Source organism: Pantoea sp. AN62, assembly GCF_050432985.1.
Lineage (GTDB): Bacteria > Pseudomonadota > Gammaproteobacteria > Enterobacterales > Enterobacteriaceae > Pantoea > Pantoea brenneri.
In genome coordinates this window covers 122,817-135,597 of the sequence record NZ_JBNPYB010000002.1, presented here as the reverse complement: position 1 = coordinate 135,597, position 12,781 = coordinate 122,817, and the positions used below count along the sequence as shown (strand labels likewise).

8 protein-coding genes are annotated in these 12,781 nt (G+C 52.5%); 6 read left to right on the top strand and 2 right to left on the bottom strand.

The window, feature by feature from the left end; all coding sequences use genetic code 11:
* The first annotated feature begins 501 nt into the window (after window positions 1–501).
* Complete coding sequence (locus tag FHW04_RS03595; RefSeq protein ID WP_089561810.1) at window positions 502–2,493, top strand: BCCT family transporter; 1,992 nt, start codon at window positions 502–504, stop codon at window positions 2,491–2,493.
* Between the two features lie 223 nt (window positions 2,494–2,716).
* On the opposite strand, the gene FHW04_RS03590 is transcribed toward FHW04_RS03595, so the two are convergent.
* Window positions 2,717–4,894, bottom strand: coding sequence for a TonB-dependent siderophore receptor (locus tag FHW04_RS03590; RefSeq protein WP_143811583.1), 2,178 nt, complete (start codon window positions 4,892–4,894; stop codon window positions 2,717–2,719).
* Between the two features lie 432 nt (window positions 4,895–5,326).
* Between FHW04_RS03590 and FHW04_RS03585 the strand changes: the two genes are divergently transcribed.
* From FHW04_RS03585 to FHW04_RS03570, 4 genes are all read left to right on the top strand, one after another.
* Window positions 5,327–6,244, top strand: coding sequence for a LysR family transcriptional regulator (locus FHW04_RS03585; RefSeq protein WP_089561808.1), 918 nt, complete (start codon window positions 5,327–5,329; stop codon window positions 6,242–6,244).
* A 132-nt stretch (window positions 6,245–6,376) separates the two neighbouring features.
* Window positions 6,377–7,588 carry an MFS transporter gene (locus FHW04_RS03580; protein WP_089561807.1) on the top strand — a complete coding sequence of 404 codons (1,212 nt, stop codon included), beginning with the start codon at window positions 6,377–6,379 and terminating at the stop codon, window positions 7,586–7,588.
* Window positions 7,589–8,031: 443 nt separating this feature from the next.
* On the top strand, window positions 8,032–8,223 hold the full coding sequence (locus FHW04_RS03575; protein ID WP_238585850.1) for a LysR substrate-binding domain-containing protein: 192 nt from the start codon (window positions 8,032–8,034) through the stop codon (window positions 8,221–8,223).
* Window positions 8,224–8,412: 189 nt separating this feature from the next.
* Entirely contained in the window at window positions 8,413–9,507 is a 1,095-nt protein-coding gene (locus FHW04_RS03570; protein ID WP_240493213.1) for a tyrosine-type recombinase/integrase, read from the top strand.
* 17 nt (window positions 9,508–9,524) lie between these two features.
* Here FHW04_RS03570 and pagP read toward each other — a convergent pair whose 3' ends face one another.
* The gene (gene pagP, locus FHW04_RS03565) at window positions 9,525–10,091 is read right to left on the bottom strand and encodes a lipid IV(A) palmitoyltransferase PagP (protein WP_179420065.1); all 567 of its coding nucleotides are present in this window, start codon (window positions 10,089–10,091) and stop codon (window positions 9,525–9,527) included.
* Between the two features lie 458 nt (window positions 10,092–10,549).
* Here pagP and fhuE point away from each other — a divergent pair, with 458 nt between their 5' ends.
* Window positions 10,550–12,766, top strand: coding sequence for a ferric-rhodotorulic acid/ferric-coprogen receptor FhuE (gene fhuE, locus FHW04_RS03560; protein WP_089561806.1), 2,217 nt, complete (start codon window positions 10,550–10,552; stop codon window positions 12,764–12,766).
* Window positions 12,767–12,781 lie beyond the last annotated feature (15 nt).

Here is a 12,781-nt window from a genome sequence, read left to right as displayed (position 1 = left end):
CGTGACGGTGGATAGCTGAATAAAGGGGGCGCTGAGAAAGGTAGTCCTGGCGACAGATTCCGATGACGTCACTCAGCGTCATAGCGATTAGAATATCATCATCTCATCGATGCGTTTGGTGAGGCTATTTGCCACTGTTTCAGCAGGCAAAAGTAGACTGGTTCCGAACATTCGGTGATTCTGGCGTGTCGAGGTGTCAATACAGGGGCCATTATGACCTGAGACGACCCCGCTAAACACTTCAGGGCCATTCTGGTTTAATTCTTATTGTTTCACCTTTTACTCTGTGACGCCTGAATCAGTAATGGTTTTTTTTATGGCGCATGACGATATGACAATGCCCATCATTCCGTGTGCATAAAAATACATTTTAATAAACGTTGTCAGGAAGTTATGTCAGGCGCGGAAAAAAATCCTATAAAATCCGTTCGTTTCCTGAAATTTTCATATGCTCTGTCATAATGGCTGTTACATTCAGAAATGGTCCAGCAGAGAGGTTATATGTCTCAACTAAAAATAACAGAGCAGACTCAGCGAAGTAAAATCAATCCTCCGGTGTTTTACAGCTCCGCCATACTGATATTTATTATCGTTGCTTTTGCCGCAATTTTTCCTGAACAAGCTGACAAGCAGCTCAGCGCGCTGCAAAGCGGCATCTTCGCCAATGCCAGTTGGTTTTATATACTGACTGTTGCCCTGATACTCATGAGCGTCGCCTATCTGGGCATGTCGCGGTTTGGTGACATCAAGCTGGGCCCCGACCATTCTGAACCCGATTTCAGCTATGTCTCGTGGTTTGCCATGCTGTTTTCAGCGGGTATGGGCATAGGGCTGATGTTCTTTGGCGTGGCGGAGCCGGTAATGCACTACATGGCACCGCCGTCAGGCACACCGGAGAGTGTTGAGGCCGCTAAGGAAGCTCTGCGCATTACCTTCTTTCACTGGGGGCTGCATGCCTGGTCAATCTACGCCATCGTTGCATTGATACTGGCCTTCTTCAGTTATCGCCACGGCCTGCCGCTGACGCTGCGCTCAGCACTCTATCCGATTATTGGCGAAAAAATTTATGGGCCGATAGGGCATGCCGTGGATGTTTTTGCCGTTATCGGTACCGTGCTCGGTGTAGCAACCTCGCTGGGTTATGGTGTCCTGCAGGTCAATGCCGGACTCAACCATCTCTTCGGAATTCCGGTTAACCAAACCATACAGGTGATACTGATTGTTGTTATTACCGGCCTCGCCACCTTGTCAGTGGTATCGGGACTGGATAAAGGGATCCGTATCCTTTCAGAAATTAATCTGACGCTGGCGGTGCTGTTGCTGGTTCTGGTTGGTGCGATGGGGCCAACGGTTCTGCTGCTGAAATCGTTTGTTGAGAATACCGGCGGTTACCTTTCAGAAATAGTAAACAAGACCTTTAATCTGTATGCCTATGAGCCTAAATCCAGCAAGTGGCTGGGAGGCTGGACCCTGTTTTACTGGGGTTGGTGGCTGGCCTGGTCGCCCTTCGTCGGGATGTTTATTGCCCGCGTTTCGCGTGGACGAACCATCCGTGAGTTCGTTACCGGTGTATTGTTTGTGCCAGCCGGTTTCACATTGCTGTGGATGACGTTTTTCGGTAACAGCGCTATCTGGCTGATCATGAGGAAAGGCGCTCGCGACCTGGCAGAGACCGTACAGTCCGATCAGACCCTCGCATTGTTTAACTTTCTTGAGCACTTCCCCTTCAGCTCAGTTCTGTCGTTTATTGCTATGGCCATGGTTGTCGTCTTTTTCGTGACGTCAGCTGATTCCGGCGCGATGGTGGTTGATACCTTAGCGTCAGGAGGCACCGATAATACGCCGGTCTGGCAGCGTATTTTCTGGGCATCGATGATGGGTGTTGTTGCCATCGTGCTGTTACTGGCAGGCGGCATGAAAGCGCTGCAAACGGTCACCATCGCCAGTGCGTTGCCCTTTGCGATTATTCTTCTGGCGTCGATTTACGGGCTTTTTAAAGCGTTGCGAATTGATTATTACAAACGTGAGAGTAAGCAGATCACCACCATAGCCTCACCGGCTTCACGAAATCCTATTTCCTGGCAACGCCGGTTGAGGAACATTGCCTATTTTCCCAAGCGTTCAAACGTAAAACGATTTATGAATGAAGTTATTCAGCCTGCCATGCATATGGTCAGCGGCGAACTGCTCAAGCAAGGCACCGTTTCTCATCTCAATGATAGTGCAGACGACCGGGTACATTTTGAAGTGGATTTGGGAAATGAACTCAACTTTGTTTATGAAGTTCGCCTCCGCTCGTATATCCAGCCAACTTTTGCTCTTGCTGCATTAGGCGATGAGAAAAAAGAAGAGCATCGCTATTACCGTGCAGAGGTATACCTGAAGGAAGGCGGGCAGGATTACGATGTGATGAGCTGGACGCAGGAGCAGATTATCAACGATATTCTGGATCAGTACGAAAAACACCTGCATTTCCTGCATCTGGTACGTTAATTATCGGGGCCTGGCTCACTGCGTCAGGCCCCGATTATGATGCATAATGTGTCGATTCAGCCCAGGCTTCTTTGCCCGGGCTTTTTTATGGTCAGATGTCTCGTCTCTGTATCCTGCTCAATCCCCCGTTTCACATTTCAACGCTGCGCGCAGGCGCGATAGGACGGAAGGGGTTGATCCGTAATGATGAAAAAGCGCTTCCAGCCGGAAGCGCCTGTCACAATCAGAAGGACATGGTCAGGCCAGCATAATAAGCCCGGCCTGGCTCATTATAGGTTGAGGCACCTTCGGCTTCACGGTAGATACGCTTATCCAGCAGGTTGTTAATACCGGCATTGGCGCGCAGATTTTTAGTGATGTCGTAATTGAGATTCAGCCCAAAGACGGAATAGGCACCGACTTCACGCGTCGACATCGGCGAACTTGCTTCGGTTCGTGACTCTGCATTTTCGCGCGGTTTCTGGCGGCCATACATCGTCCAGTTCAGGTTGGTTGAAAAGTCCTGAGTCACCTGCCAGTCGAGCATAGTATTAATGGTGTATTCCGGGATGATCGACAGCGGATTACCGGTCTTCTTATCCTTCGACTCAATCATATAAGTCGCGTTGGTACGCCATTCCAGCGTGTCGCGCACCAGCGGAATGGTCATATTACCTTCCAGCCCCTCGACCACGGCTTTACCACCGTTGGACCATTGCAGAATATTGTTGCCGTTAGAGGCAAAACCAATACGCTCGGTACCGGCGACGATCTTGTTCTTATAATCGTTGCGGAACCAGGTAAGCCCTGCGATATAACCGTTCTGGCTATACTCAATGCCCAGCTCTTTATTTACGCTGACTTCCGGATCAAGATTTTCATTACCGAGCAAATAGCAGCTGCCGGTCGTCACCCCAACCGGGCAACCGTTACCGCGGGTAGCCAGTAAATAGCCTTCAGTTGACTGGTAGAGGTTAGGGGCTTTAAACGCTCGCGCAATACCGGCTTTTAGCGTGAAGTTATCGCCTAATCCCTGTGAAATATTGAGTGATGGGCTCCAGTTTGCACCGAAACTATCATGATAATCAAAACGCAGACCGGGGATCACTTCTGTGCTGTCAGTAGCCGCAATGTTGTCTTCAAAATAGAGCGAACTCAGGGTAGCGCTGTTTTTACTGTTGCGCGCACCTGGGTTGCCGCTCATATCGCCAATGGTCACATTCGGCGCGCTGGTGCCATTCATTGAGTTGGGATCGTTCAGTTCATCGCGGTTCCACTCAGCCCCCAGCGTGACGGTCTGTTCCCGCACCAGCTCCAGCGGGAAACTGACTTCACCACCGGCCCGGTAACTCTCGAAGCGACTGGTTGAAAAGGTGTTGTTGTTAATTCGTCCTTCACCGCTGCCGGCGGTCCCTTCGTTCAGGCGGGTATTGTTGGTTTTTTCATAATTGAAGGTCAGCTTCGACTGTCCCCAGTCCCAGATACCGTTGTGGGCGATGCCGTAGGTCTGACGGTAGAGGCGGTTGGTTTCTGATCCATCCAGTGATTCAATCAGGGCATTGCCGGCACCGTTGCTGTATTGGGTATCGCCAGCGTAGATATTCCCCTGACGACTGTAACCGTAGCTGAAATCAATCACCTGTAACGGAGTCAGTTTCCACGACAGCACGCCGTTAATATCTTTGTTGCGCACCCCTTCGCGGCCAGCCGCAGCGGAACCGTTCTGCGACTGGTTAATATCGAATGCATCACTGTCGGTTTTGTTAATGTTGCCATATAACCGCATGGTCAGCGCGTCACCGGCCAGCGGGCCACTGAGGTTAAAGTTAGCGCGGCGGGTAGCACCTTCTTTGTCATCTTCCGGCTGATTGGTGAACAGCGACAGTGAACCGTGCCAGTCATTGGTCGGACGCTTAGTAATAATATTGACCACGCCGCCCGCAGCGCCAGAGCCGTAGCGGGCAGCCGCCGGACCGCGGATCACTTCGATACGTTCAACCATTTCGGCCGGAACCCAGTTAGAGTCGCCACGGGAATCGCGCTCGCCACGCCAGCTGTAACGTACTGAATTTCGCGAGGTAGTGGGTACGCCATCAATCAGGATCAGGGTATTTTCTGGCCCCATGCCGCGAATGTCGATCTGACGATTATTACCGCGTACCCCGTTAGCGCTGTTACCGGTCAGGTTAACGCCCGGCATTTTGCGAATGATGTCGGAAAGGTCATTGACCGGCGGATTTTTTTCAATATCCTGCGCGGAAATCACCGAAACGCCCGGCTGTTGCTTTAACTCCTGTTCAGCAGTGACCAGCATCGTTTGGTCATCAGCCAGCTTTTCTGTCTCAGCCTCGTTGGCGGCGGAGGCGGAGGTACTCAATATTCCCGCCAGCAGCAGCGCAATAGGGCGCTTCCGGACATGCATAGTTACATTCACTTAGAAAATCTCCCTGAATCGTTAAGGTATGTAAGCAAATGCGTATGATAATGAGAATAGTTATCATTGTATATGCGATCTGCGTAACTTTACATTCCTTCACATTAGGCCGTTTAATGTACGTTGCGGGTTGCTGACAGGCAGATGACTGAGCAGAGCAGGTCGTCAGTTCCTTTTGTTCAGGAGGGAATGGCACTAAAGATCGTCGCGAAACACAGGCGGCGAAAGCTGCCGGAAAACAACAGAGATCGGTGGGCTGGCTGCAACAGACAAGCCTCTGCGTCAGTCGGGCAGCAAAGCGATCCGGCGGTGAACGCTGGCGGTTTCATTCAGTCAGCGCCGCGGTAGTCCTTTTCGCACCGGGTTATTTAGGTAATATCACGCGTCCCCACATTTTCACGACAGTTCACCAGGAACAGAATGGATAATTACAATCAGCTACTGGCTTTCATCTGGGCCTATGAATATGGCAACTTCTCTGCTGCCGCACGGGCTAAGGGATTAACGCCTTCCGCGATGAGTAAACTGATTGGTCGGCTGGAGGCCAGACTGCAGGTCAGGCTGTTCGTTCGCGGAACGCGCGCGTTAAAGCTGACGGAAGAAGGGCATGTCTATCTCAAAAGCGCCCGTGCGGTGGTGGATGCGATGGCCGAAGCTGATTCACTGGCCGAAGATATGCCTAATCAGATCAGCGGGCAGCTAAAGATACGGACCATGACCACCTTTGCTCGCTACCAGATTCTGCCCTGGCTGCCTGCTTTTATTGCGGCTTATCCCGCGCTGAAAGTGGATATTGAAACCGGGCCGCTCTATCAGGATCAGTTCGACAAAGGTCTGGACCTGGCCATCTATGGTGGCGTGCTGGCCAGCTCATCACGTATTGCCCGTCGTATCGGCGAAAGCCAGTGGATTACCTGTGCTTCACCGGCATACCTCAGCCGGTACGGCATCCCGTCCCATCCGCGTGATCTGATTGAACATCGCTGTTTTCATTTCAACTTTGAAAGCCACTGGAACCAGTGGGTTTATGCTGAAGACGGTCAGAGCCGGATTTACCCGGTAACGCCGGTGGCTTCTCTGTCGCAGGGTGATTTACTGCGCGATCTGGCTATTCAGGGCGAGGGCATTGTCCGGCTGGCTGATTTTCATATCCACCGCGATATCAAGCAGGGAAAACTGGTGCCGCTATTGACCGATTTCCAGTCGCCGATCAGAGAGCCGCTCTATCTGATCTACGCCAAAAGGCAGCATCTCAGCCCACGCATCCGCTGTTTTATCGACTTCATGGAACAGCAACTTGCCCTGCATCCGTGGCACATTGAGACCACCGCCGGTTAACCTTCGCGCTCCTCTTCAAAGACCACTGTGAATCCTGGTCACAGTGGGTTTGCCTGCGGATCGAATCCCATCCAGAAGGGGCTGTGATAACGTTCTGTCGACGTTTCACGACTTTCCTGGATAGCAAAACTGATGATCCCGACGACAAAATCCTCACAGGCAGGACTGGCCCTGGCGCTGGCCTTTTTTTCAGGCATGCTCAGCAGCAGTCTGCCAACGCCGCTGTATCCGGTTTATGTCAGCTTATACCGGTTCAGCGCCTCACAGATCATGGCAGTATTTGGCGTTTACGCCGCCGGTGTTCTGCTCGCACTGCTGTTTACCGCGAAAGTTAACGTCCGGCCGGAAGCTTATACCCGACCTGTTTATACTGGACTGGGATGCGTATTGATTTCATCACTGCTGATGATGTTTGCCGATAATATTACGCTGCTGCTGATTGCCCGATTAATAACGGGTTTAGGTTCAGGTATATTAATGGCCTATATTAACCGCTCGCTGATAAAAATATTCGCAACGGAGGTCAGTAATCATGCTGCGCTGATTGCCTCCGCCGCCTTAATTCTGGGTCAGGCCATCGGCCCGTTTATTACCGGCAATATCGTACAGCATAATTTTTACAGTTTAAAAGCGCCGTTCATTATTTTACTGGTGCTGGTTTTACTCTCCCTTTTCGCCATCTGGCGTTGCCGTGAATGGGTGAATAAACCAATCCAGCCGGTTGCTGAGCCGCAGCAAAACCTGACGCTCCACCGCCATCGTCCGCTCACTCTCAGAGATGTTTACCTCTGCTGCATGGCGATCTTTCTTTCGTGGGCAATGGCATCAACCCTGATGTCACAGGGTCCGACGCTGGCCCACAACGGGTATGCGATCGGCAGCGTGCAGATCGTCAGTTATTGCCTGTCGCTATTCCTGCTTACGGCGGGCATCACCCAGTGGCTGATGAGAAAAAGGCACCATTACTCTTCACTAAAAATCGGGGTGAGCACTCAACTGGCGGCGATATTACTCGCCCTGGTCAGCGTGCAGCTTATCAGTCCCGCCCTGGTTCTGGTTGCAGTGATTGCAGAAGGCTTTGCTTATGGGGCGATACTGGTCGGTGCGGCAACCATTGTGAATCAGGTTGCCCGCCAGAAACAGCGGACACACCTTATCAACCTGCTGTATATCACCGGCTATGTGGGTAACTGGCTGCCCTTTGCGCTGAGCATTATGATGGATCACTATCCGCTGCTAAGAGCCCTGAGCGATTACTTAATAGTCTGTAGCCTGCTAGCATTTTGTATTGCTTTAGCCGCGCAGGTTTCAGCGCGAAAATTATATCAATCACCGATGGTTTGACTGGCCGATACCGTGAAAGTGATAACCACAATCTCCGATAAGAGAATGATAAAATAATTGCTGCTAAGCCATTTAATAATGATTAACACCCTATAAGACAACAGGTGTTATCGTGCTAATAACACCTGCCATAAGCCTGTTGAAAAAGATTATATGTTGATATTGCCGTGCGCATCGGCGAGCCACGAGATGATGCACCTATTCTGACCCGAACCATTGCCACCCAGAAAATTGTCACTTGTGCCTCACCGGAATATCTCAGCTCGCGGGGGGAACCTGAGACGCCGCAGGCGTTAAACGAGCATGACACCCTCTTTCTGCTGAGCGCGGAAAAAAGGCGTAGCTGGCGGTTTGGAACGCCGCAGGGCACTTTTATCTATGAGGGAGCCGGCCGATAAATCTCGATAGTTCTGAAGCAATAAGAGCCCCGGCGTTATCATATTGTGCATTTGCCAACCTATCTGATCGGTGAGGCCCTCCGCAAAGGAAGACGGGTCCCCATTCTTCAGCACTATCCCTTTACTGCCGAACCGATTCGCCTTATCTATCCCAGTAAACGCCATTTATCACCGCGGATACGCGCTTTTATCGATTTGCTGGTTGAGCGCTGGCAGCACCAATTACCCTGGGAGTAGCGGGTTCCGTGGTCACATTTAACGGCAATTTTTGTTAAAACAGCGACCGGGATAAAACCCCGCCAGAAGTCGCAGATTTCACCAGAACGCGTCACTGTGACTCCAGACTTATTAGGTCTGGAGTCACACAACAATACACGTTAGAATTTGCCGCCTTGCAGCGCAGAAGAGAACAGGTAAAGGATCATTGTGACGGTAGCAGAATTACGTTCGCCCCATGTTGGCCGCCATGTGTTGATCTGGCTGGACCAGGTCAGAGCAGCCTCTTTGGGTGAGCTGGATAACTTTGGCGATGAAGGCTCGGTCGAGCAGGTGATGAAAGTCTGGGTCAAATTATCGTTGCTGGTCAGTCGGCGCCGCCCCGAAATTGCCGTGTCATCGCTGCTGAAACATGTCCTGCCGAATATCGGATCGCAGCCGCTTAAATCGATCAACCGTTTACGGCTCAACCGCCTGTATAACATTTTGATTGCCGACGGTAAGAAAGAAGAGGCGCGGCGGGTATTTGCCCTGACTAAACAGTTCCTCGCCTGGGCTGAGATGCAGGGCTATCTGGATCATTCTCCGATCGCCTCAATGAAAAAACGTGATGTCGCCGGACGCGCGACGCCGCCCCGCAGTCGCCAGCTGAGCGATGCTGAAATCTGGGTGTTCTGGCACGGACTGGATAACTGGGCTTTGTCTGACCAGGCGCGCTGGGCGCTGCGCTTGTGCCTGGTCAGCGCACGACGGCCCGATGAAATTGTACAGGCGCAAAAAGCGGAATTTGATCTGTCACTCGGCCTGTGGAAGCAGGGCACCCGCAACAAATCACAGCGGGAACATATCCTGCCGATTTCGCCACTGATGCGTCAGTGCATCGATGCGCTGATGCGCGCCGCCGATGCTGACTCACCCTGGCTGGTACCGGCACCGCGCGATCCGCAGTTACCCCTGTCAAAAGGTGCGCTGAATCAGGCATTACGTCGCATGATCCGCGCCCCGCGTGGGCTGGGACTCGACGCCTTTACCCCGCGCGATTTACGCCGCACCGCGCGTTCCAAACTTTCCGCGCTGGATACCCCGAACGACGTCGCCAGAAAAATCATGAACCACGCGCTGGAAGGGATAGATAAGGTGTATGACACGCACGATTATCTGACGCAAATGCGCAGCGCAATGGATGCTTATTCGGCGGCGGTAGAACAGATCATCGGTTGCGAAAGTTACCTGGCGTTACGCCATCGCTTCGACGGCGAAACGCTGATTCTGAATGAAAGTTCAATTATGGCCATGTCAGCCTAATCGTTCTTGCCTTATTTTCAGAAATGGTAGCGTAGCCAGGCGAAATAGACGTTGCCATTATTGTGCGTGCCGGGAATATAGGTCATTTGAAAGTCGAGCTTACCGTATCCGACAGACGCCAGCGGCAATATTGCCGGTAGCGGAATATATTGCCAGTTATGCCTGGCGGTAACACCAGCGGTATATCCGGCCCCCCAGTGGAATTTTTCATCCGATAATGGCCGCCAGGTCGCTAGCCAGCCATAACCACCAAAGGGTTCCCACTGATTAAAAGAATCCCTGAAGGTCATAACATAGAGGCCATGCCAGTTACCTTTTTGGTCATAACGGGATATCCCTCCGCCGGCACCCCACGGCCTTTCATTATACTTATCAATGTGTTCACGATCGTAGGTTGCCCGGTTATGCCAGGTAATCGCCGGCAGATAAAAGTCGATGCCGTCTGGCTGCTGCCATGTGGTGGCGACGTTGTTACTGAAATTCTCCCAACCGGCACTGACACTGTGCGCAACAGAAGCCGCACCCGCCGGGAGAGCACTGCAAACGATAATAATAGCTGACAGAGTGCGCAAATTTTTATTCATGCGCATAAATAAAGTCCCATTTAAAGCCAGGCTCATGGCGGTTAATGCCAAATGTAATGGCGGGGATTCTGTCATTCAAACAGACAACTTCAGTTAAATGAAAAGTTATTGGCGACGGGTTTTCGCTCCGGTTTGATAATGAATGTTTCTGTTACCAACCCCGACGGATAATTTACACACCCATCATCAGCCAATACCACCGATCTCTGATCCAGCCAGCGTTACTCGCCGACACTCACCAAGTCCTGAATAAATTCGCATCATTTGCTAACAAATTCTTGCAATGATAATCGCAATGCGTATATTTCTCATTTGTTTTAAATAAACATCACACCCGCGCCCAGGCGCTCAGGGAAGGGTTTTGGTTCCTCAAACCATCAGCAGGGCAGAGATGCCAGCAGGAAGCATGGTCGTGAACAGTGGCAGCATAAAAATCATAATAATTTGAGGAATAAACGATGTCTTTTGATGTTCAGCACGCCAGGGAAACGGGCGTGTCAGCCCCGCTGCGCTACTCTCTGCTTGCCGCCATGATTGCCACCTCGCTGGCGCATAATGTCGCCAGTGCCGCAGAAACGTCTCCGCCGGCCGCCAGCGATAACCAGACCATGACCGTCAGCGCATCAGCACCGGCAGAGGGCGTGGAAGCGTCGTCTCCGGCTAGCGATTACAGCGTTCCGGTGACCCGCGCGGGCACAAAAATGCTCGGTACGGTGCGTGATGTGCCGCAGTCGGTCAGCATTGTCAGCAAGCAACGAATGGAAGATCAGCAACTTCAGTCGCTGAATGATGTGCTCTCTAACACCACCGGCATTCGCGGGATCAGTGGTGACATGGACCGCACCAACTACTATTCGCGCGGCTTCATGATCGACAACTACATGGTTGACGGCATCCCGACCGCATTCGCCGCCCGCTGGAACCTGGGTGACGCCCAGACCGACATGGCGCTGTACCAACGGGTAGAAGTGGTGCGCGGCGCAACCGGCCTGCTGACCGGGCCAGGCAACCCCTCCGCTGCGATCAACATGGTGCGTAAGCACGCCGACAGCAAAGAATTCGGCGGCACCGTCTCCGCCAGTTACGGCAGCTGGAACAAGCAGCGTTACGTGGCCGATCTCTCTGCGCCGCTGAGCGATTCGGGCAACGTGCGTGGCCGACTGATTGCCGGCTGGCAGGATAACAACAGTTTCATTGAGCGCTACGGTGCGAAAAAGCAGTTTGTCTATGGCGTGGTTGATGCCGATCTGACCGATTCGGCCACGCTATCGGTCGGCTATGAGTTCAGCCAGGTGAATACAGACTCCACCATGTGGGGCGGTGCGCCACGCTGGTATACCGACGGCAGTCAGATTCACAGCCGTCGCGGCTACAACACCGCGCCGGACTGGGCCTACAACGATAAAGAGAACCGTAAACTGTTTGTGAATCTGAAACAGGACTTTGATAACGGCTGGAATATCACGCTGAACGGCGCGCACAACGAGATGCGACTTGACAGTAAACAGCTCTATCTGGATGGATTCTTTGATAAGAATACCGGCGTCGGATACTCCTCCTACGCCAATTATCCGGTGGTCGGCGGCACCGGCTACAACACCGGCAAACGTAAGGTGGATGCGGTTGATGCCTTCGCCAGCGGTCCCTATGAACTGTTTGGCCGCCAGCATGAACTGATGGTCGGCGTGAACTACAGCCGTCAGGACAACAAATACTTCAGCACCTTCGAAAACATCTCTTCCGAATCGCTGGGTAATTTTAATGATTTCAACGGTCAGTATCCGGAATCCGACTGGACGCCACGTTTGCCTGCCAGCGATACCCAACTGGTTCGCCAGAAATCAACCTACATGGCGACCCGCCTCTCTCTCGCCGATCCATTGCATTTGATCGTTGGTGCCCGTTACACCAACTGGAATCGCGAAACCCCGACCGGTGAGATGGAGAAGAATAACACCACGCCTTACGGCGGGCTGATCTTTGATTTCGCTGAAAACTGGTCCGCTTATGCCAGCTACACCTCGGTGTTCCAGCCGCAGGATTATCGCGACGTCAATGGCGCATATCTGGCCCCGGTGATCGGTAAAAACTACGAAGCGGGCCTGAAATCTGACTGGATGAACAGCCGTTTTACCACCTCACTGTCGGTGTTCCGTACCGAACTGGATAACGTCGGCGAAGCCACGACCCAGACGGTAAAAGGCTCGGGTGATGTGGCCTACATTGGCCGTAAAGGCGTGGTCAGCCGCGGCGTAGAGTTTGAAGTCAACGGCGCACTGACCGATTACTGGCAGATGACTTTCGGCGGCACGCGTTACATTGCGGAAAACCGCGACGGCAGCACCTTTAATCCGCAACTGCCGCAGACCAGCTTCAACCTGTTCACCAGTTATCGCCTGCCTGCGCTGCAACAGCTGACGCTGGGCGGCGGAGTAAACTGGCAGACCCACGTCTGGAACGACGTCGGTGCACCGGAAGGCAACGGCACCTGGCGCGCCCGTCAGGGGAGCTATGCGCTGGTTGACTTGTTTGCCCGCTATCAGGTCAGTAAAAACCTGACGCTGCAGGGCAATCTGAATAACCTGTTCGATAAAGAGTACGACACTAACGTCGCCAGCTCGGTGGTTTATGGCGAGCCGCGCAACGTCTCGGTTACCGCCAGCTACACCTTCTGATCATCGCTGGTCATC

Excerpts from the sequence above, each read along its gene's own strand:
- FHW04_RS03580 (WP_089561807.1), top strand. The coding sequence starts at position 6,377 with ATGATCCCGACGACAAAATCCTCACAGGCAGGACTGGCCCTGGCGCTG.
- pagP (WP_179420065.1), bottom strand. The coding sequence starts at position 10,091 with ATGAATAAAAATTTGCGCACTCTGTCAGCTATTATTATCGTTTGCAGT.
- FHW04_RS03595 (WP_089561810.1), top strand. The coding sequence starts at position 502 with ATGTCTCAACTAAAAATAACAGAGCAGACTCAGCGAAGTAAAATCAAT.
- fhuE (WP_089561806.1), top strand. The coding sequence starts at position 10,550 with ATGTCTTTTGATGTTCAGCACGCCAGGGAAACGGGCGTGTCAGCCCCG.
- FHW04_RS03585 (WP_089561808.1), top strand. The coding sequence starts at position 5,327 with ATGGATAATTACAATCAGCTACTGGCTTTCATCTGGGCCTATGAATAT.
- FHW04_RS03590 (WP_143811583.1), bottom strand. The coding sequence starts at position 4,894 with ATGCATGTCCGGAAGCGCCCTATTGCGCTGCTGCTGGCGGGAATATTG.